We start from the raw sequence: 20244 nt of genomic DNA, 5'->3' as shown, positions 1-20244 counted from the left end.
TAACGGATATCACATTTACGGCGACCCGTTCAAAGAGCAACGATCTTCGAGCTGAACATCGGGACGCTGGAGATATGAGTCAGTCTCAAGTACGGCTGTTCGAACCCAATCGTTAGACTATTTCACCTGCAGGCGCGACTTCATCAGAACGACAACATAAGGATGAACGAGTGCATAAAGGTCAGCCGGGAATCGCTAGACTGGTTCATTCGTCCTTGTCTGCTCAGGTGCCGTCCAATTAAGTTGAGGATCACCTGCTGCAGGTGGACTCGATCTCCTTGAACGGGCGGCAAGCCGCCCGCGAGTACAGTCCGCACCGAAATGCCATTTTTCGTGACTTCGCCATGGGTCACTGCGATGACCTCAAGGATTGCTCCGGCGCAAATTGTTCCAAATATCTCGCCGTCAGGCCGCGAGACCCAGATAAGAAATCATCCCCAGTTCCACATCTCCGATTTCCGCTCGTCGTCCTAGCCCATTTGCCGTTTTTGCACTCGATTGCTTGATCATTATTGCTGAAATTCGAATTTCCTTGCGGCGCTCGTGGAGCCTAGCGAAGGCAGATGCGATTTTCCAGCTGTCGGAAGGCGGCATATTTCACGATCGTGGGCCCGAGCGCGAACCACAATATGACCGAACCTGGTCGCGCGCCGGCAGCTGATTGAGCGGTCATGACGGATTTTCATCCGATTTGGCGCGCTGCAGAGCCGATTCGACGCATCCGAGCAGAACCTCCTCGTCGATGGGTTTGGTCAGGTAGCCAACGACGCCATGACTTAGAGCCCAAGCTCGCGTGCGGTCATCGGGGTAAGCGGTGATCAGAATTGTTGGTATGTCATAGCCAGATCCTACCAAGTGGCTATGCAACTCAGTCCCAGTCATGCGCGGCATGTGGACATCAACGATCAAACAGGAGGTATGGCGGACGTTGGGAGACGCCAAAAAATCCACTGCGGACGGAAAGGCCTCAATCGTGAAACCCATTGCTTGCATGAGATCCGCTAACGCCGCGCGAAACTGCTCATCATCATCGACGATCGAAATTTGACTCTTGCCGGACAAATCCCGCATCTCGCGTTCCGCGTCCATTTCAAGAAGCACACTGCGCGGCTATCCAATCATCGCACGGCGGACCGCACTCCCAGCAATCAAAGTGTAACGACAAGGGTCTGGACTTGGCGATTATATTGTGGACGGGCGATGCCACACTTCGGAATAATCGATGCTATACTTTGGAACAATTAATGCAGAACTTCTGAATAGTTCAACTCGGTTTGTGCCACGTCCGAACGCGCGCGCTGATGCCAGGTCGATGCGCTTGACGCGGCAGCAGGCCCTTCCGGCAGCCGATTAAAAGCATGAGTCGGCTTGCGCAAACAAGAACGTCTCCGCTGATGGAGCCACGTGCCATCACGAAGCGATTAGGACCGCGGCGACCTTATGCCAAGCGCCTCCGCCATTTTCACAAGCTCGGCCAGCGATTGCGCACCCATCTTCTGCATCACGTGGCTGCGGTGCGCCTTCACAGTGATCTCAGCTACGTCTAGCTGGAAAGCGATCTGCTTGTTCCTCAAGCCGGTAGTCACGAGAGCCAGTACCTCTCGCTCGCGCCGGCTCAAACGCTCGAGACGCGACTTTAGGTCCGCGAGCCGCTGCTCGGCCTTGCGCCGCGTCCGATCGCGCTCCAGCGCAATCGTCACTGCATCCAGCATGTCTTGATCGCGGAACGGCTTGGTCAGAAAATCCACAGCGCCTGCCTTCATCGCCTTGACCGACATCGGAATGTCGCCGTGGCCGGTCATGAAGATGATAGGAATGGAAGCGTTCACTTTCGACAGCTCGGCTTGGAAATCGAGACCGCCTAAGCCAGGCAATCTGACGTCAAGCACGAGGCAGCTCGCCACGTCGCGTAACAACTCGCCTTCGAGCAGCTCTGCGGCTGACCCAAACAACTTGACCTTGTAGCCGACCGAGTTGAACAGATCTCCGAGAGAGTCGCGGAAGTCCCTGTCATCGTCAACGATGACGATAGTTGGTTCCTCGGTTACGGCACGCTTTTGAATAGAATGCTGCGCCACGAGATACTCTTCCGATACGCGCCGACTTGCAGTGTAAAAATAACACCTTCACGAGGGCCATTCAACAGATGACGCCTCCCGAGTTCCAGTGTAGAACGCCATCGTTCGTGGCGACGAGAAGTTCACCAGGTCGATGGTCCTCAGCACCCTTGCTGTAAGCCGACCGATGAAACGTCAGCTCAACTCACGCTTCGTTAGCAGCGACAGATTTGCGGAACGCCCCTCGGATCGCTCTGAGGCCACTGGGCAAGGGTGTTCCCCTTGCGCCGCTTCAGCCTTCGGTCGCTTTGCTGAACTCCCGCGGCGGGCTTTCTGCTTTCCGTTTGCCAAGAGTCTTCCAGCTCGCGGAGCCAAGATGGCAAATCAGTCTTGGCCGGTTGCCGATGGGCTATGGGAGCATCGAGTACGGCCGGATCTCCGATTTGCCGCGTGTTAACCCGTTCGGCGTCTTCAGACAGAAATGATCCGTTGAAGTGCGATACCGTGCTCATCGCTACGGTCGCGAGAACGGATGCTGCCAGAGCCATCCCTCGTAGACGCTTGTCTTCCTCAAGATCGTGGGCTGCTTTTCTCGCGGGCACCGAAAACCCGATCATCCTCAATCGCAATGTGAGGCCGAAATGCCTCCATTTTCCGAATAGCAAAGCTGGTCGCAACGTCGCAGCTCATTCATGTGTCATAGGAGGAGCCACACTTCGGCGATAATCCGTGGGGGCAATTCCGGTCGCCTTCCGGAACGCCGTGGCGAACGCGTTAGGGCTGCTGAAGCCTACGGCCAAACCGATTTCTGCCATCGAGCCTGCGCGTTTTGCCAGCAGTACCTTGGCGTGCTCAACACGACGGTTGGTCTGGAACCGATGTGGCGGCATTCCGAGAGATTGCTTGAATACCCGGCAGAAATGATACGGGCTCAGACGAACGAGCTGCGCCAACGTGCCAATCGGTATCCGCTCATTGAGATGTTCGTGGATATAGGCAGTGACGAGTCGTTGCTGCCACGGTGCAAGGCCACCTCGGAGTTGAGGTTGAATACTGGGCATCCCACAAGTGAAGCGCACGACTTCATGTATGAGCAGACTACCGAGATTCCCGAAGTAAATCGGGTCGTCTGCAGAGCTCTCGACGAACGTCTTCAGCTTGAGCGCGGTGTGCCATAGTGTTTCGTCTTCGAACAGTAGGCGTGGAGCGTCCGGTAGGTCGGTGATGCCACGTTCAGAAAGAGCCTTCAGCTTCTCGGGTTCGAAGTAGAAGTACATGAGCCGCATCTGCGACCCGCGCGGCTCGTGCCAATCGTGAAATTCGCGGCCAGCCGGCACGAATGTCAGCTTCCGCTCGAGGTTCCGGATCGCTGATCGCGGCAGACCTTCCACGAATGTCTCTCCGTTGCGGCGCTCTCCCTTCTCGTACATCACGAGCATATGCATTGGAGCCCGAAAATGATGTTGGATTTTGCCTCGGCCGGTGAATCGCACAGTTTCAGCCGCCATGCCTTGCCCCGCTACAGTGAGGCGTGTCACAGCCTCGGAAGGAGAGATTTCAACGACAGGATGGATCGCGTCCGCCGCGACGCGACCATCCAATTGGCGAGCTGGATCGAAAATGGACGAACCATGGTCGCCTCCAATGATCGGGGATCGAGTTATCGAACGCAATACCTGTGATCTTGAAAGTTGTTGCAGATCTTCAGTGCCGTTCAGCGAATCGTGTGGCTTCGATAAATTCTCGCCTAAACGGACTTGCTGGATCTCGGCTCGCAGCGTGGAGGGCGAATGTGGTGGGCGGCCTTCTGCTCTCGCTTCTCCGGTTCGCTTGAATTGGATTTGTGCTGCCAACTGGTCATCATCGGCTAGACTCATGGAGACGAACTCCGGGTCCTATTTAGGATTCATTCATCTATTCCATTGTCGCGATCGCCGTGCCCGTGCTCGGGGGTAGTACGGCCCCGCGTCAGCCCGAGCGGCAGCTTCCTTCGCCCGAAAGCGGCTACAAGCGATCGAGGTGAGCCTGCGCTGCGACACGCAAGTGCTCAATTGCACTCGCGTTTGCACGTCTGACAGGAAGGGCGAAACGGGGTTAGGCTTTTGGCGGAGCAGGGCTGCGACTTTTGGATATCCCCGTTTCGACTTATTTGAAAACTCAAAGGAAAGCCGCCCGAGCTTCGGGAGCGGCGCGAGCGGATCTCGGCGCGCTCGAAATTACTGCTGACCGCGAACCGGGTCGATGAGCGATTACGAGTCCTGGTAGAGGTCGTGATCCAGTCTCATCTTGAATGAGCCCGGCTCTTTTGTGCTTCCTCGGACGGCGTCTTATAGATGGCAGTGTAAGCTCTTTGGTATCGATCAGAAGATCGCCCAACAGGGTGGAGCCCGTCTCCAATTTGCCGGACTCATTTACGCTTTTGCCGCAACGGCCCGCGACGTAACGCATCGTAACGCTTGACCGTAACGCGCCGTGGCGGCGTGACAGCGTAACGCGATCCCGCTGATCCCGAGGCTGCGACGATTGCCTACGGCAAGCAGACCCACTCCTGCGCCTGCTGCAAGGCGCGAACTGACTGATCCTGAGAGCATCGCGACCCGCCGTCGGGGCTGATCACGCCCGAAGAAGTGGGGGATAGTAATGAAGGACCCGTGCTCTAGAGCAAACCAATCTCGGCCGCGCGGTCGCGGTCAACCTGCTTTCGCCGGATAACCGCTAGCTCATTGGCGCAAGCGAGAAACTCGCTGGTCCCGGCGCGCATTCCAAACTTCGCACAGAAGGCACGATTTTCTTCTGCTATCGCGAGATCAAGTCGCTCTTGCGCACTTGCGCGCACGGCTGGTCCGGCGATGAAGGCTACATACAGACCACACGCCAATAGCGCGGCAAAAAACAATGAGTACGCAAGGCGTGAATGTCTTTCAGCGTTCGTCACGATAGGAGAAGTGGTGCTAGCTTCGGTCATTTTCGGAGGAGTGGTGCTAGCGTTGGTCATTGCAATCTCCTTCACGTGGAAGTCATTAAATAAGCCGCGAACCCAGACGCCCAGCTCGTGGTGGGTTGAGCTGCCACGGTTGGCGGAAACCGCCAGCCCTTCGGGAGCTGGAACATATTGACCAGACGCGGCCCCGGCGAAATCTCGATCACGCGATGTGGTGGTCCAGACGGAAGCGACGTAGCTCACGCTCGCCTTGCTGCCGTCAGCCGATGGCCGCTTCGATCGCCGCGAACACCCAGCGCGCGCTCCGGGGCAGCGCCGCATAGGCCGGGCTTTCTGATCAATCCGCCATCGTGCCTCCCTCGATCGTCGGCTACAGGGCCATCCACGCCGCCAGCGCGACCATGACGACTGTCGCGATGAAGATAAGCGCCTGAGCGTTCGACATGCGCCACATCGCGCACCGCCTATTGTGTACGATCCGGTAGATAATTGGCAGCGATATCATGATTTGCAAATATCTTCATACCGCGCCAACCGGCACTTTCGCTGTGCGCCAAAGGACCCGGACACGAGGGGGTGCACACAAAAGAAGGGCGGCGCGCGTCCTAAACGTCAGGTGTCGAAAAAAACGTATCGACTGATGATCCGTTCGTGCTTCACCGTGATCACATCCCGGCCCTTGACGACGGGGTTGCCGTCTTTCCCCGCGAGCGCCCAAGTGTACGTAGACATGTCCCCCGTTGTCTGGATCGGGCCGGTGACCGCGAGGTCCATTCCCGGCATCTGCGCCTGTACCGCTTTAATCGCAAGTTCAATGCCCGCAAAACCTGAAAACCACGCGGCCGGCTCGCCGATGACCACGTCTTCTGCATAGGTTAAAGGGATGCCCGTGATGCGCTCAGCGGCGTGTCGAGTGTTCCAGATTTTCAGGTGCCGATCGACGATCTTTGCGACGGGATTGGACATGTCTCACTCACGCTCATGTGCAAGGCGTGATCGCCCTGCTCGCGATCAGCCCATGCTCCCCGGCATGAAGCATCTGACGCCAACCAAAGCGCCGTTCAGATAGTAGGGCCAAACCATGGTGCGACCAGCGCGGTTCGGTCCATCCACGACAGCGTCGTTCGGAACATCAACCCACTCGCCATCAATGCGCGCGCGATAGTGACCGCCCTTAGTTTCCCAATCGGCGTCATCAATGCGCTTCGCATCACTGCCATCGCAGCAGGGTCCTTTGCGACTGTACAAGCTCTCATACCAACTGTTCAACTCAGGGTGTTGATGATCGTGGGCGCGAGCGTGACCGATTGTGGAAATCGACAGCATGACGGTGAATGCTACCAGTGTTGCATGCCAAATGTGATTGTTCATCTCGCGCCCAGTGTCGTTCGCTATTTATCCCATTTTCATTGTCGCACTTTATGAGCCTGTGCGCTTTTCCAACGCATCCAGCCTAAGACGATCGCGATCAGCGGCTCAATTGAACGTAGGTAACCGTGCGGCATCTAAAGGGGTCACGGATACCATACGAAGGCTTATGCGCTCGCCCCCTAAAGCCGTCTACTTCCGCAACGGGTTAAGAGCATCGCCCTCTGCAATAGACGGCTGCCCGACAGCTTCCGCTATGCTTTGTTAGCGACCGATATCGCGCCGCGGCGCAATATGTCGCGAACGGCCAACAGGCGACGTCACGCGTCCGGGTTAGCTCGGATCGAATGGCGGCTGGAGGGACTTGGCTTCGTGGGACCAGCAAACCTAAGTGTGCAAGAACAGCTTAATCATTACCCCGTAACGCAATTCCGGATTTCCGGAATGTTTCTGCAGCCATCCTGCCCATCTGCAAAGTGGCGATGTATTTCCCTCTCTTGCCTCGGTGTGGCATCCGGTCGGCGAGGTGGCGCACAACAAATCCACCCCAGGAGCGGCGTCATGGTCAAGGACGGCCACGCATCGCGGAACCTTGATTGGTCCAAGGGCGGCAACGGGAGTCTCTGCGGATTCGGCTGGTGGCATTCCTCGCTACGGCATCACGCGGTGCGGCCGCAATAACGATCGTCTATCGACTCTATGGCGAGAGGTCATTTCCCTCGCCGGCGTTGCAAAGTCATTCTCCAAGGCACGTCGTACCAAGACTTTCAGTGCCGCCACCGAGACGCGATGCCAGATTGAGAAGGCAGGAGACTCAATATGCAAAGTAATGACGTAAACGCAGCGGCAGTGAATGGTAAAGAGGCCGCCTATTTCGGTGTGCCGTGGGAAGATGCCTACGGATACGCACAGGCGATCAAGGTTGGTGATACGATCCATGTCTCCGGCCAGCTCAGCCACGACGAGAAGGGAAACCTGATCGCGCCTGCCTCTCTCGACGAATCCGGCAAGCCGGCCGAGTTCTCGATGATGGAACAGCAGATGCGGACGACCTACGCCAATGCCGTCAAGCTTTTGGCGCGCTTCGGGGCAACGCTGGACGACGTCGTCGAGGAGACGCTCTATGTCCTCGATGTCGTCGCCGCATTCGCCGCTGCGGGCAAGGTGCGCAAGGAGGCTTACGGCACGCCACGACCTCAGTGCGCCAGCAACCTGATCGGTGTGACGAGACTGGCCTTTCCTGAACAGCTCGTCGAAATCACCTTCAAGGCTATGCTGTCGGGAGCAGAAGCGAAGCCGCGGTGATAAATCCCCGATGTTTGGAGTTAACGAAATCATGACACAAGGACCTGAAACCGCGAGGGCAATGCCCGACATCCTGATCGAGCCGAAGGATTGTGTCCTGGTGCTGGTCGATCAGCAAGCCGGACTTGCTTTCGGCGTGGGATCGATCGATCGCCAAACGCTTCTGAACAACGTGGTCGCTCTAGCGCGCACTGCCACCGTTTTCGGCATGCCGATCGTGGCGTCCACGTCCGCCACCAAGGTCTACAGCGGTCCCCTGATGCCCGCGATTCACGCGGCGATTCCCGAAGTGGTCGCGATCGACCGCCGCAACATGAACATGTGGGAGGACGATGCTGCGCGCGGCGCGATCGTGGCGAGCGGACGGCGGAAGCTGATCTTTTCGGGGCTGTTGACGGAAGCGTGCGTGACTTTTCCGGTGCTCTCCGCTCGGGCGGCTGGGTATGAGGTACACGTCGTTGGCGACGCTTGCGGCGGGCTCACTCCGGTCAGTCACGATCTAGCGATGCGACGGATGGAAGCGGCGGGGGCGAAGCCGACGTCGTGGATCCAGGTCCTTCTGGAACTCCAGCGCGACTGGACCCGGCATGAGACCTATGACGGGGCGCGAGCGATCGTGGAGGCTCACGGCGGCGGATACGGTATCGGCCTGGCCTATGCACGGGATATGATCAAGCCCGTGTAAGAAACGCGCCGATTATCCAATTGGCCCGACCGATTTCGCAGTCTCGCTCAGGTCTCCTGTCGCAGGTAGAGCTGACGTGATTTGCTCACCGCGAGCATTACGGCTCGTGCCCGCTTTTGGCGGGATGACGAATTTGACGGGCTTTAGCGAAGGCCCGATCAGTAGCCATGGAGCGCGCCAGCATGGGTGCGATCAGCTTGACTGGCTCGTTGATTGGTTGACCGCTCTCGCGTGTGAGAACTTCGGCGTAGGTGACGAGATCGCGATGAACACTTGCAGGCAATTCATGCGTGACCCTGACTGGCTTGTCATCGCGAATTGCGTCGATGGCTTTGTTCGCCTTCCTAAGCGCGCGATAGGCCTCAATTAGCGGGCGGCTCATTGAAAGGCGAGCTTTCGGCAAGCGGGATCGGCATCATCATCTTGATGACTTCGAGGACATCGGCGATACGCTTCAACGAGACCGCTTGACCGTACAGGAGCGCGAGCATGGAGCGATCAGCATCGTCGGGCAGTCGGGAATCGTCCCCGCCACATGGATATCGCCGCCGATCTTGGACGGATCGAATGCGACCGCTTCCGAATTGACTCGAACGCTCGTGACTGCACCTCGCGCGGTTTCTGGCGCGTGCGCGGTTTGCCCTTCGGCCATCCGCCCTTGCGCTTCGCCTTCTCCTCTCCGGATATCTGTTGCAGCGTCGGAGCGGGCACGGCAGTGGCTTCCACGCGAACCGGCTGCCAAGCTTGAACCAGCAACCGCCCACCACAATGTGGGTCTACCTGTTGAGCTAAGCCGGCTGACCGCCTAACCCATGTTAGCGTCTGGCACTCGTCCGCGTCGACATGTGACAGAACAGCGCACAACGCCGACATCATTCGATTTGGAACGAAGTAGGACTTCCTTTATTGTCGCCGCATCGCCGGCACATCAATCGACCTCCCCCAAGATCAAGATCCCGTCCTTCATCCTGTCGACGCGCGAAGATATCGCGCCCTGGAAATCTACTTATGCGGCCACCCGTCTGTACTCGGGTCCAATCAAATTTGTATTGTCGGCATCTGGCCACATGGCCGGTGTCATCGGCGCGCCAGGAAGCAAGTATGGCCACTGGACCAACGACAACCTGCCAGCCGATCCTGACCAATGGTTGTTCGGCGCAACCAGCCATCAGGGCTCTTGGTGGCCGGTCTGGAATGCTTGGTGGAGGTAACCTCCCTGTTATTGAGGACGCCCCGGGCTCATACGTGCGCGTCAGAGCCGTTGCGTAAATGCGCTTGGTACGAGCTTGAAGGAATCGTGATGCCCTCCCCCGAGCGGACCTACTTCTTGATCCAGCAGGAGCGGCAGAGGTGCGCCAGTCCAAGAAAAAGCCAAAGTGGATGTTCATAGCGCCGCTCAAGAAAGCGCGCATTGAATAGCGGACCTGAGTCTAAGGGCTCGAACCCGCCTTTTGCCACGAGATCCGGGACGGCCTTTTAGCCCCTTCCTCGTCGGCGGCAACGCACACTTGGACCGGCGCGCGTCCCTCGCGCTCTCCGGCGGGAAGTAACTGCGCAAAGATCGTTTTGTAGGCTTTCACCACCAGCGATTTCCCCCGCAAGCTTGGCGGCCTTGGACCTGAATCTGCTCGTTCACCTAGATGCGCTGCTCACGGAACGTAGCGTGACGCGCGCGGCGGTTCGCGTCGGCATTGGTCAGTCGGCGATGAGCGACAACCTCGCGCGCCTACGGGACCTGTTCCGGGACGAGCTTCTGACGCGGGGGCCTGAGGGCCTGCGCCTCACCCCTCGCGCAGTGCGTTGGTTGAGCCGGTGCGAACCGCGCTGGCGCAGATCCAGACGCTCGTGTCGCGAGACGAAGCATTCGATCCAGCAGCGGGGTTCGGCTTGCCAGATAGCATAGAAATCTTGATCTTCCTACTCTCCTCGCCCACCTGCGCGAGGTCACGCCTGGTATCCACCTGCGGCTCTACAATATCGACTCATCGCGGCTCTTGGATGATCTCGACGCCGACGAGCTGGACCTCGCCATCGACTATGACGCCTTCCCGCAGGGACAGGTCCACCATAAGCGGCGTCTTTTGTTCAATGAGACGTATCTGTGCACCTTTAACGCCGAAAGGACGGGCATCACGCCCCCAATCTCGTTGGATAATTATGTGCGGCTGCCTGATGTCCTCACCGGCCTGAGGCCCGGGCGGAGCGTGCGCGGAGTGGTGGACGATGCTCTGGAAAAGCTCGGATTGCAGCGCACGGTCGTCCTGACCACGCCGCGTTTCCTCACGGTCCCGTCCCTGGTGGCGCGCGCCCCCGTCGTCGTAACCATGCACGCGCGACTGGCTCGCCTGTTCGCCAGCGAACTCGGGCTCAGCCTCAGCCCGCCTCCCGTGGAGTTGCGGAATGTAGCCGTTTCACTCCTCTGGCACGCTTCGTATGATCAAGATCCATCGCATGCATGGCTGCGTCAGACCGTGGTCCAGCTGGTCGCCGCGGTTTGAGCTGATGCCGGCCGCTGTCGAGCGCTCTTTCAAAACTGTCAGCTTCCGGGGGTAAAGCGGAAACGGAAGGCCGACCGCCTGAACGGCGCTTTTGACCCTTCGGAGACATGCGGACCGCTATGATGAATGTCCGCATTCGAGGCCAAAGCGGAAAAGATGGGCTCACTCTGAGTTCTTCTCGCTTTGACCCAAAGCCGTACATGGCGGCGGCTCCGCCCACGTCTGCTGATGACCCCGAGCCGACGGGCCACGATTACTGCAGGAGGCTCGAATACGATTTGGGCTATCTTTAGTCTGTGAAGTATTTCCGCACCGGTGGCGGCAATACACCATAGATCGCTTCTTCAAAATTGGTGGGCGGTGGCTGGACGTGAATTAAGCTCCCGACGCTTACAGGTCCCGTAAATTCGTTCGTAAGCAATACGTTCACCCAGCTCGCAACGCAATTGGCAACCTCAGGATTCGCGTAGACAAGACTGTGCTTTATTGTCCGCCAAGAATGCCACCATTTGGTGTTAACGACGAACTTGCGATGGGTATTTGGCATCCATCCGACTGGCTCGGGCGATTGAATGCTCTGTAACAGCCATGTTTGGACGATCGTTTCTTCGCCGAATATCGGCGCCTTAATCACGCGAGGGAAGAAGACTGAAAGAAACAGGAGTAAGCCAACTAGCAATGGGACGACAACAAAAACCAAGCCAAGTGCCACGAGGTACGAATCTAGCGCCGAATTTGGAAGGAAAAGTGGAAAGAAATACATTGTTGCAAGTGGGAGGAGTGCAAACAACACAAAGCCGTTGAAGAATGTGTTGCTAACCGTCCTGTGTGCCCATTCAGAACAAACGCTGGCAGCCCGCAGGGCGAATCGCGCTTCGTCCGCGCGAACCTCAATTGAGAGTAGAGGTATTCCTTCGATCACTGGAGGATCGATCGTGGTGATCATCTCGTCCTGTAACGGGCCTAATTTGGTCTCTATGGCCGCGATGAAGCGGCCAATGCGCTGAACGTAAAGCCATAGGCACAGTGCAAATAGCCCAGCTATAGTCGGGATAAAGGCGAGCTGAAAGGCCTTCTGAGCGAAGACTCTGACAGGACTCCCTGGGAAAATTGTCTTCGCGTAAAAAAAGACGTGGACAAGAACAGTTCCCAAAAGGAGAAATGCGAAGACGATCGATAGAACAAGCGCGCTCGCGGCAAAGGCGCCTGTCATCAAATAGAGCCAGTGCTTGAAGGGGCGCGATGCCAAACCAATGAACGGTGTTGCTAGTGTAACTACTCCAGTTACCCGAGAAGCAATCTCGGCGCTCTTCAGTGCGTAGCGGATCACATTGCCTCCGTGGCTGTGACCGATCAGCACAATTCTCGCATCTGGATGCTTCGAGACGATGCTCCTAAGCCGAGAGGTGAGACGGCTGCCTGCAATTATTCGGGCGCGGTGAAGATTGAAGCCGGACCACTGGAAGACGTCGAAGTTGAGCGAACTGCCCAAGCTGTCCCTAAGCTGTCGGCAAAAATCAGAGTTTTCGCGACACCACTCGGCATTACGAGCCCAAGTTTCATGGACGAGCACGGCAAAGACCGCCGGGGGCGACAAGTTTGCCGGATCTGCACAGCTGCGTTCCGTGCGAGTCTTGCTGTCGAGCAAATGCATTCGAATGCCTGCGTCTCGACTAGTGCCGTACCCCATGATAATCTTGAAGTCAGTTCGAGCCTAGTGATTTCAAAGCTGTTCAAGCCCAAACGCCTCACCCGATTTCGAAGACCACCGCTGCTCAATTTGAAGAACAAGGAAAGGCAATAAGCCCTTCCGTCCCGCAACCTCCTCACGCGCGGGGCGAGCTGATCAAATAGACTTGCGCTATTGGCCAAAGCCGGCATCGCCGCCGCGGCTACCAACATCCGCTCTTAGCGGTAGACCAGACACGCGCCGGCTTTCCCAGAATGTCGCCTTTTGTGAAGGGTTTCGGATGCCGGCCGCTTGAGGGACGGTGCGGCGTATTCGGCGGCCGGCGTCCGAAAGCCTCCAAGGGAGGAAACCGCGCTTGGGGGGACGTGCGGCGGTGCGGCAGGCGCTATGGGGATTTGAGTGCCGCGGGGGAGCTGGCTGATTTGAATCGAGCCGCTGCAACGAGTTGTGCGACGGTGAAGCGCCTGATGAATGAGCGGCGGGTGGCGTCGAGCTCTGTGAATTGCCGGACGAATTGCGACGACTGGCGGACATCGGGGCGCGCCCTGCCGTGGCTGGTCGAGAGCCAGCGGGCGCGCGGAGCAGATTTGCGGGATTGAGGCGCCGTCATGAAGTGTCGATCCTGATGCGGTTCGTGGAGCTGTCGACTGATGCCGTGGCGTTGCACCGCGCGCGAACACCTCGATGATGATCATGCGACCGCCGCAGCATGGACAGCTCGGCTTGCTGGACTCTGGGGCACTGGTGGGCTCGCCTTGGGAGTTTACACCGGCGAGCAGCGCACGCGCGCGTGCGATGTTGTCGGCGCACGCGCCTCTGGCGAACAGGCCGTAGTGGCGGATGCGATTGAGGCCTTTTGGCAGCACGTGGATGAGGAAGCGGCGGATGAACTCGTCGATGGCGAGCGTCATCTGCTTGTATCGATCGCGGCCCTCGCTGCGGTAGTCCTTCCACTTGAAGGTGACGCCGTGCTGGTCGCAGGCGATCAGGCGGCTGTTGGCGATGGCGACGCGGTGGGTGTAGCGCGACAGATAGGCCAGCACCGCCTCGGGTCCGCCGAACGGGCGCTTTGCATAGACGACCCACTCCGCCTTGCGCAGCGGCGCGAGATAAGCCGCGAAGGATTGCGCATCGGCGAGATGGGTATGATCGCCGAAGAAGCTGAGGCAGCCGGCCGCGTGCGCAGCGATGAGCTTCTCCAGGAACAGGCGCCGGAACAGGCGGGAGAGCACGCGTACGGGAAGGAAGAAGCCGGGCCGGCAGGACACCCAGCGCCGGCCGTCGGGCGCGATGCCGCCGCCGGGCACGATCATGTGCACGTGGGGGTGATGGGTCATGGCCGAGCCCGAGGTGTGCAGCACCGAGGTGATGCCGATTCTGGCGCCCAGATGCTTCGGATCGGCGGCGATCGTCAACATGGTCTTGGCCGAGGCCTTGAACAAGAGATCGTAGAGCACGGCCTTGTTTTGGTAGGCGATGTCGGCGATGGCCGCAGGCAGCATGAACACCAGGTGATAGTACGGCACCGGCAGCAGCTCGGCCTCGCGGTCGGCGAGCCAGTCCTTGGCCGCGGCACCCTGGCACTTCGGGCAATGCCGGTTGCGGCAGGAGTTGTGGGCGATGGTGGTATAGGCGCAGTCCTGACAGCGCGCGACATGGCCGCCGAGCTCCGCGGTGCGGCAGCGCTCGATCGCCGACATCACCTTCAGTTGGTCCAGGCTGACATGGCCGGCACGGGCTTGACGCCATGCTCCGCCATGGCTGCGGAAGATATCCGCAACCTCCAGAGCCGGGCGCGGCACGCGCGCCGCGTCAGCCGGGCGGCCGGATCTCCTTGAGCTTGAGTGCGATGCGCTCCAGCGGGCTCATGACCTCGCTGATCGTCTTGGTAGCGACGCGGGTATAGAGCGCCGTGGTGTCGAGTTTGGCGTGACCAAGCAACACCTGGATCACGCGGACATCGATGTTCTGCTCGAGCAGGTGGGTGGCAAAGCTGTGCCGCAAGGTATGGAGCGAGACGCGCTTCTTGATCTCGGCCATTTGGGCCGCGGCATGGCAGGCGCGATTGAGCTGGCGCGTGGTCGTCGGCTGCGCCGGATCACGGCCGGGAAACAGCCAGCCCTGCGGCCGCTCCGCCTTCCACCAGGCCGCAGCAGCTCGAGCAGGCTTGGCGACAGCATCACGTTGCGGTCCTTGCCGCCTTTGCCCTGCTCGACGCGGATGAGCATGCGCTTGCTGTCGATGTCGGCGACCTTGAGCGAGACCACCTCGGCGGCGCGCAGGCCGGCGCCATAGGCCACGCTCAGCGCCGCCTTGTACTTCAGCCCGGGCGCAGCCTCGAGCAGCCGCGCCACTTCTTCCACGCTCAGCACCACCGGCAGCTTGCGCGGTTCGTGAATGACATGGGTGTGCTCGACGATCTCGTGGCGCCTGAGCGTGACCCTAAAGAAGAACCGCAACGTCGAGACGGTCTGGTTGATGGTCGGCACGCCAACGCCGCTCGCCGCCAGATGCAGTTGGTAGCGGCGCACGTCCTCAAAGGTCGCCGTATCCGGCGATCGCCCGAGGAACGCCGCGAAGTTCTTGACCCTTTGCACATAGTCATGTTGGGTCTTCGGCGCGAACTTGCGGATCGTCATGTCTTCGGTCATGCGCCGGCGCAGCGGGCTCACTGCCTCGTCGGTCATGGGGATGCTCCTGTTTTGAGTGAAGGTTGCGAACCCCTCATCTCAAGACAGGACGCCCCCGCGGCGCTATCCTCTTGGCTGTGTCGCCAACCCCAGCGCCCTACCGCGCGAGCGGTTTAGTCCTCTGGCCCATCAGCGAAGTGGCGGCGCGCCTCATTGAGGTCCGCTAAGCGGGGCATAGCGGACTAGATTTGCTCACGTTGAGTTTTTCGCATTTTGACCCGACTCGGAGATCCGACAGACGAGGTGCGCCATTCATGATACGAGCACAGCCGATCGCCACCCAAACGCCGGCTTCGGGCGTCCAGCCACGGCTGCGCCCCGGGAACATCGGGCGATGGAGCGGGTGCTGGTGCATGTGCGCTGATGTAACCGATCTGCCGTGCGGCGCGGCAATACAACTAAATTTAAAAAGAAATAGCATCATAAGATAAAGACGCGCTGCAATCAGGAGAGCAAACGCTTTGACACGGGTTCTCGCGGCTGGTGGCCGACAACCTTGACAATGCCCTTGCGTGGCGCAATCGCAGCCGGCATCCGGGGAATGTCAGTTGCCATATCTCGGATAGTGCCTCGCTCGTCTCTGCTCCGAAATGGAGGACGATCCCGATGGTTATTACCCCAACATACGATCCGTCTCTCGTTGTCCTGTCCATCCTGGTCGCTGGCTTCGCGTCTTATACGGCCCTGGATCTCGGCGGACGCGTGGCGCTGGCCCAAGGACCCACGCACCGCATCTGGCTGGCGGGGGCCGCGCTCACCATGGGAGCCGGCATATGGTCGATGCACTTCGTCGCCATGCTCGCCTTCGAGCTGCCGATGCCGGTGTCTTACGATGTCAGCTTGACTGTCCTTTCCCTCGTGCTGGCGATCCTGGGCACGAGCGGCAGCTTCTACTTCATCAGTCGCCCGGGCGGCGTATCCCGCCCCCGCCTCGTCCTCAGCGGCGTCTTCATGGGGTTCGGCATCCTCGCCATGCACTACACCGGCATGGCGGCCATGCGGGGGCCCGTCGAATTGAGCTACGACCCCCTGTGGGTCGCGCTCTCCGTGATCGTCGCGATCGGCGCGGCGACGGCGGCGCTGTGGCTGGCGTTCGGAACCAAGGACCCTGGGCAGAAGCTCGCCGCCGCCATCGTCCTGGGCTTCGCCATTTCCGGCATGCACTACACCGGGATGCGGGCGGCCATCTGTACCGCTCCCGCCGCGACGGAGGTCGCCCAGGAGGTCACGACCCTCGATCGGACCCCCCTGGCGGTGGCGATCGCCGGTTTCGTGCTCGCCGATCTGGCGGCCCTGTTCGCCTCCGCGTTCAGGCGCAGGCGCGCCGACGAGGCCCTGAGTCAGACGCGGGCGGATCTTGCCCATATCCACCGGGTCACCGAGTTGGGAGAGCTGGCGGCCTCGATTTCACATGAAGTCATGCAGCCGCTCGGGGCGGGATTGAACAGTGCCGGGGCCGCCTTGCGCTGGCTGGGTGCCCAGCCGCCAGATCTGGACAAGGCCCGGCAGGCGCTTGGTCGTTCCGTCGAGAGCGGAATGCGTGCGGCCGAGATCATCGGCCGCATCCGTACTCTCATCAAGAAGGAGCCCCCGCGGAAGGATGCCTTGGAGGTCAACGAAGCGATCGTTGAGGTCATTGCCCTGACCCGTGGCGAAGTGATGAAAAACAATGTCTCGGTGCAGACGCAACTCGCGGAGGGCTTGCCGCTCATTCAAGGAGATCGAGTCCAACTGCAGCAAGTGATCCTTAACTTGATCGTCAACGCCGTCCAAGCGATGAGCGGTGTCAGCGAAGGGTCGCGCCGGTTGCTAATCGGCACTGGGAAAGATGCATCGGACAGAGTGCTCGTCACCGTGCAGGATTCTGGCCCGGGACTGAAGCCGGAGAGTTTTGAACGCTTGTTCGACTCATTCTACACCACCAAGCCCGGCGGCATGGGCATGGGGCTATCGATCTGCCGTTCGATTGTCGAAGTTCACGGGGGACGCATATGGGCCACCCCGAACGCCGGGCCAGGCATCACCGTGCAATTCACTTTGCCGATCAACGATCAAGCCACGGCATCCGTGCGTCCGGCGGCGTGATCTTCACTACTATTCAGAAATTTTCCCCCGCCGCCGGCGAGAGATGATGAAGGTCAGGCACTCAGAGAAAGTCTGGTTTTGGTCGATTCTGTTGAAAAAGGCGGCTGTTGCGACGCAGAGGGATCAATGATTCAGTCTGTCTAATTGGCAGGACTGAAGGTCATGATGGGGCATCGGCAAGTCGACCAGGCTGCGTTGTTCTATGAGTTCTCGCTCGAAAGGCACATCCCGGCCAACCATTTGCTCCGGTCAATCGATAGGTTCGTAGAGCTTGAGGACCTGCGACGGGAGCTGGCGCCGTTTTACAGCAATATCGGACGGCCTTCGATCGATCCTGAGCTGATGATCAGGATGCTCCTGGTCGGCTATTGCTTTGGCATACGATCGGAGCGACGCCTCTGCGATGAAGTCCACCTCAATCTGGCGTACCGCTGGTTTTGCCGGCTGGGTCTGGACGGGGCCGTTCCCGATCACTCGACGTTCTCGAAGAACAGGCACGGCCGTTTCCGTGAGAGCGATCTCTTCGGCCACGTGTTCGAGACCGTTTTGCGCCGCTGCATCCGGGAGCGGCTGGTCGGTGGCGACGGATTTGCAGTCGATGCGAGCCTGATCAAGGCGGACGCCAACCGGCAGAGGGGGATCGAAGGCAACAAGGGGCTTCCACCGGAGGCCGCGGGCCGAGCGATCGATGAGTACCTTGCCGTGCTTGACGATGCCGCGTTCGGTGCCGCGACGGAGGTCACGCCCAAGTTCGTGTCGCCCTCCGATCCGGCGGCGCGCTGGACAGGAGCGCACGGCGGACAAGCCTACTTTGCGTATTCGACCAACTACTTGGTGGACGTCGAGAACGCTATCATTGTCGATGTCGAGGCGACCACGGCGATCCGCCAGGCGGAAGTGTTGGCCGCCAAGCGCATGCTCCAACGCTCGTTCGAACGGTTCGACCTCCGAGCCGGCTTCTCGGCGACAGCGCCTATGGCTCGGCTGAGATGCTCGCGTGGCTACTGTACGAGCACGGGATCGAGCCGCACGTGACCGTCTTCGACAGGTCGGCCCGCACCGACGGGACCTTCTCGCGCGAGGACTTCACCTATGACCATTCCAGGGACGTCTATCGGTGCCCTGGCGGCAAAACTCTGACTACCACAGGGACGCCGGTGAACGATGAAGCGACGATCCTCTACCGTGCAAGAAAGCACGATTGTCAGGCATGCTCTCTGAGAAGCAGGTGTTGCCCCAACACTCCGGCCCGGAAAGTGCCGCGCTCGATCTACGAGGGGGCTCGCGACATGGCGCGCGGGATCGCAAGATCATGGGAAGGCCGCACTTCACGTCGGCTCCGCAAGAAGATCGAGATGCTGTTCGCGCACCTCAAGCGCATTCTCAAGCTCGATCGGCTCGACTGAGGGGTCCAAATGGCGCACGTGACGAGTTCACCCTCGCTGCCGCCGCTCAGAAGCTTCGTAAGATGGCCAAGCTGATCCCGATGCCCGCGCTGACGCCCGCGTGAGCCCCACCAAGCCAACTCGTCCGCGGAACAGCGGACGTTCACGACGAAACTACTGCCGCCCTTTTTCAACGGAATCGGCCAAGAGGAGACATCGCGGTATCGCCTGTTCAGCATCATCTGGTACAATGACTGGCGAGCGCGAGACGAGGGGGTAGTGTTGAACAGCCGTCTGACTAGGCCCACCATTGCCTTAGCTGCTGCGTTTGCAATGTTGTGTCTCGATCAACTTACAAAGCATTGGGCAATTCTATCTCTGGGCACTGTTGGCACGACAATCAAATTGGCTGGCCCCGTTGATCTCACGCTTTTATTCAATCGGAGCAATGCATTTGGACTAGTACCTGATTACGGTGAATTTTCACGTTGGACGCTCATTGCTTTAAATCTGGCTGCGGCAACCGTTTTGCTGAGATTGGCGTTACGCCGATCGACATCAATCGTGAACGCTCTCGGATTCGCGTTCGTCAGCGCGGGAGCGCTTGGAAATGTCATCGATCGTTTTCGGCTGGGAGCTGTCGTCGATCTATTCGATGCATCGAAACTTCGGTTCGTCTGGGTTTTTAACGTCGCGGATGTTTCGATCGACGTCGGGGTAGGACTAATTCTTCTTGCGACTCTCGCGCCCGCTTGGACACCTCGGAAAATCGAGCGCGCCGACGAATAGGATTTACCCCTTTTCGTCCTGTGTGTACCGAAAACCTTATCCGAGTTGATGCCGCGCTGGAATCGCCTAAGCTGGCGTGATGATCGGGCTGCTCTGCTTCGTTCTCGCCGTCCTGGTCTCGCCATTCAAGTCGAAGTTGCGGCTTGAAGCCGAGAACGCGGTGCTTCGGCATCAGTTGAATGTCTTGAGGCGTAAGATGCGGGGTCGCGTCCGGCTCACCAACGATGATCGCCGGTTCTTCATTCAGCTGTATCGCTGGTTTCCATCGATCTTGCAGGTCCTCACGATCATCCAACCCGAGACGCTCGTGCGTTGGCACAGGGCCGGCTTTCGTTGCTACTGGCGTTGGAAGTCGCGCCCAGTTGGAGGCCGGCCGCAGATCGAGACGGAGCTGCGCGTGTTGATCCGGCGGATGAGCGTCGAAAATCCGCTCTGGGGCGCGCCACGCATTCACGGCGAACTGCTCAAGCTCGGGTTTGAGGTCGCGCAGTCGAGCGTCGCGAAGTACATGGTCAAGCGGCCGAGACCGCCCAGCCAGGGATGGCGGACCTTCTTGCATAATCACGCGTCAGACATTGCCGCCATGGACCTGTTCGTTGTTCCAACTGTTGGTTTCGACCTGCTCTATGGCTTCGTCATCGTCCGGCCAGACCGCAGCGACCTGTGTGTACCGAAAACTCTATCCGAGTTGATGACGTGACGGAATCGCCTAAGCTGGCGGAATGATCGGGCTGCTCTGTTTCGTTCTGGC

14 protein-coding genes and 4 pseudogenes are annotated in these 20244 nt (G+C 59.3%); 8 read left to right on the top strand and 10 right to left on the bottom strand.

The features are described from left to right. Positions 1-669: 669 nt before the first annotated feature. The 6 genes from OZ411_RS40230 to OZ411_RS40205 all read right to left on the bottom strand — a co-directional run bounded on the left by OZ411_RS40230 (position 670) and on the right by OZ411_RS40205 (position 6369). Positions 670-1071 (bottom strand): response regulator, encoded by a 402-nt coding sequence (locus OZ411_RS40230; protein WP_282532374.1) that lies wholly within the window; start codon positions 1069-1071, stop codon positions 670-672. 350 nt (positions 1072-1421) lie between these two features. Then, a complete protein-coding gene (locus OZ411_RS40225) occupies positions 1422-2078 on the bottom strand; it encodes a response regulator (RefSeq protein WP_282532372.1) in 657 nt (218 codons plus the stop codon). A 665-nt stretch (positions 2079-2743) separates the two neighbouring features. Continuing rightward, on the bottom strand, positions 2744-3934 hold the full coding sequence (locus OZ411_RS40220) for an AraC family transcriptional regulator (protein WP_282532371.1): 1191 nt from the start codon (positions 3932-3934) through the stop codon (positions 2744-2746). 779 nt (positions 3935-4713) lie between these two features. Then, on the bottom strand, positions 4714-5241 hold the full coding sequence (locus tag OZ411_RS40215) for a hypothetical protein (RefSeq protein ID WP_282532370.1): 528 nt from the start codon (positions 5239-5241) through the stop codon (positions 4714-4716). Positions 5242-5610: 369 nt separating this feature from the next. Beyond that, positions 5611-5964, bottom strand: a complete 354-nt coding sequence (locus OZ411_RS40210; RefSeq protein ID WP_282532369.1) for a hypothetical protein — start codon at positions 5962-5964, stop codon at positions 5611-5613. Between the two features lie 45 nt (positions 5965-6009). Next, positions 6010-6369 carry a hypothetical protein gene (locus OZ411_RS40205; RefSeq protein ID WP_282532368.1) on the bottom strand — a complete coding sequence of 120 codons (360 nt, stop codon included), beginning with the start codon at positions 6367-6369 and terminating at the stop codon, positions 6010-6012. Between the two features lie 816 nt (positions 6370-7185). Here OZ411_RS40205 and OZ411_RS40200 point away from each other — a divergent pair. Together OZ411_RS40200 and OZ411_RS40195 are read left to right on the top strand one after the other, a co-directional pair. Further along, positions 7186-7671: a Rid family hydrolase gene (locus tag OZ411_RS40200; RefSeq protein WP_282532367.1), complete on the top strand. Its 486-nt coding sequence runs from the start codon at positions 7186-7188 to the stop codon at positions 7669-7671. A 61-nt stretch (positions 7672-7732) separates the two neighbouring features. Continuing rightward, positions 7733-8356, top strand: a complete 624-nt coding sequence (locus OZ411_RS40195; protein WP_349017077.1) for a hydrolase — start codon at positions 7733-7735, stop codon at positions 8354-8356. A gap of 97 nt (positions 8357-8453) precedes the next feature. On the opposite strand, the gene OZ411_RS40190 is transcribed toward OZ411_RS40195, so the two are convergent. After that, positions 8454-8738 (bottom strand): DUF2274 domain-containing protein, encoded by a 285-nt coding sequence (locus OZ411_RS40190; RefSeq protein ID WP_282532373.1) that lies wholly within the window; start codon positions 8736-8738, stop codon positions 8454-8456. A 463-nt stretch (positions 8739-9201) separates the two neighbouring features. On the opposite strand from OZ411_RS40190, the gene OZ411_RS40185 reads away from it, so the two are divergent. Together OZ411_RS40185 and OZ411_RS40180 are read left to right on the top strand one after the other, a co-directional pair. Further along, the gene (locus OZ411_RS40185) at positions 9202-9567 is read left to right on the top strand and encodes a hypothetical protein (RefSeq protein ID WP_282532365.1); all 366 of its coding nucleotides are present in this window, start codon (positions 9202-9204) and stop codon (positions 9565-9567) included. Positions 9568-9944: 377 nt separating this feature from the next. Next, a pseudogene (locus OZ411_RS40180) lies at positions 9945-10854 on the top strand (LysR family transcriptional regulator). Positions 10855-11143: 289 nt separating this feature from the next. On the opposite strand, the gene OZ411_RS40175 reads toward OZ411_RS40180, so the two are convergent. From OZ411_RS40175 to OZ411_RS40165, 3 genes and pseudogenes are all read right to left on the bottom strand, one after another. Beyond that, complete coding sequence (locus OZ411_RS40175) at positions 11144-12508, bottom strand: hypothetical protein (protein WP_282532364.1); 1365 nt, start codon at positions 12506-12508, stop codon at positions 11144-11146. 689 nt (positions 12509-13197) lie between these two features. Then, positions 13198-14346: pseudogene (locus tag OZ411_RS40170) on the bottom strand (IS91 family transposase); the annotation flags it as partial. Between the two features lie 10 nt (positions 14347-14356). Continuing rightward, positions 14357-15231, bottom strand: a pseudogene (locus OZ411_RS40165) (site-specific integrase). Between the two features lie 486 nt (positions 15232-15717). Here OZ411_RS40165 and OZ411_RS40160 point away from each other — a divergent pair. From OZ411_RS40160 to OZ411_RS40145, 4 genes and pseudogenes are all read left to right on the top strand, one after another. Beyond that, complete coding sequence (locus OZ411_RS40160) at positions 15718-17319, top strand: MHYT domain-containing protein (protein ID WP_282532363.1); 1602 nt, start codon at positions 15718-15720, stop codon at positions 17317-17319. Between the two features lie 162 nt (positions 17320-17481). Further along, a pseudogene (locus tag OZ411_RS40155) lies at positions 17482-18829 on the top strand (IS1182 family transposase). Between the two features lie 157 nt (positions 18830-18986). After that, on the top strand, positions 18987-19493 hold the full coding sequence (gene lspA, locus OZ411_RS40150) for a signal peptidase II (RefSeq protein ID WP_282532362.1): 507 nt from the start codon (positions 18987-18989) through the stop codon (positions 19491-19493). Positions 19494-19629: 136 nt separating this feature from the next. Then, complete coding sequence (locus OZ411_RS40145; RefSeq protein ID WP_282532361.1) at positions 19630-20193, top strand: hypothetical protein; 564 nt, start codon at positions 19630-19632, stop codon at positions 20191-20193. Positions 20194-20244 lie beyond the last annotated feature (51 nt).

It is taken from the genome of Bradyrhizobium sp. Arg237L (assembly GCF_029990105.1).
Classification (GTDB): domain Bacteria; phylum Pseudomonadota; class Alphaproteobacteria; order Rhizobiales; family Xanthobacteraceae; genus Bradyrhizobium.
The sequence above is the reverse complement of the archived record's forward strand: the minus strand, read 5'-3'. Positions and strand labels throughout refer to the sequence as shown.

Coding starts and splice junctions, on each gene's coding strand:
- OZ411_RS40230 (WP_282532374.1), bottom strand. CDS start 1,071: ATGCGGGATTTGTCCGGCAAGAGTCAAATTTCGATCGTCGATGATGAT.
- OZ411_RS40220 (WP_282532371.1), bottom strand. CDS start 3,934: ATGAGTCTAGCCGATGATGACCAGTTGGCAGCACAAATCCAATTCAAG.
- OZ411_RS40210 (WP_282532369.1), bottom strand. CDS start 5,964: ATGTCCAATCCCGTCGCAAAGATCGTCGATCGGCACCTGAAAATCTGG.
- OZ411_RS40205 (WP_282532368.1), bottom strand. CDS start 6,369: ATGAACAATCACATTTGGCATGCAACACTGGTAGCATTCACCGTCATG.
- OZ411_RS40200 (WP_282532367.1), top strand. CDS start 7,186: ATGCAAAGTAATGACGTAAACGCAGCGGCAGTGAATGGTAAAGAGGCC.
- OZ411_RS40195 (WP_349017077.1), top strand. CDS start 7,733: ATGCCCGACATCCTGATCGAGCCGAAGGATTGTGTCCTGGTGCTGGTC.
- OZ411_RS40190 (WP_282532373.1), bottom strand. CDS start 8,738: ATGAGCCGCCCGCTAATTGAGGCCTATCGCGCGCTTAGGAAGGCGAAC.
- OZ411_RS40175 (WP_282532364.1), bottom strand. CDS start 12,508: ATGCATTTGCTCGACAGCAAGACTCGCACGGAACGCAGCTGTGCAGAT.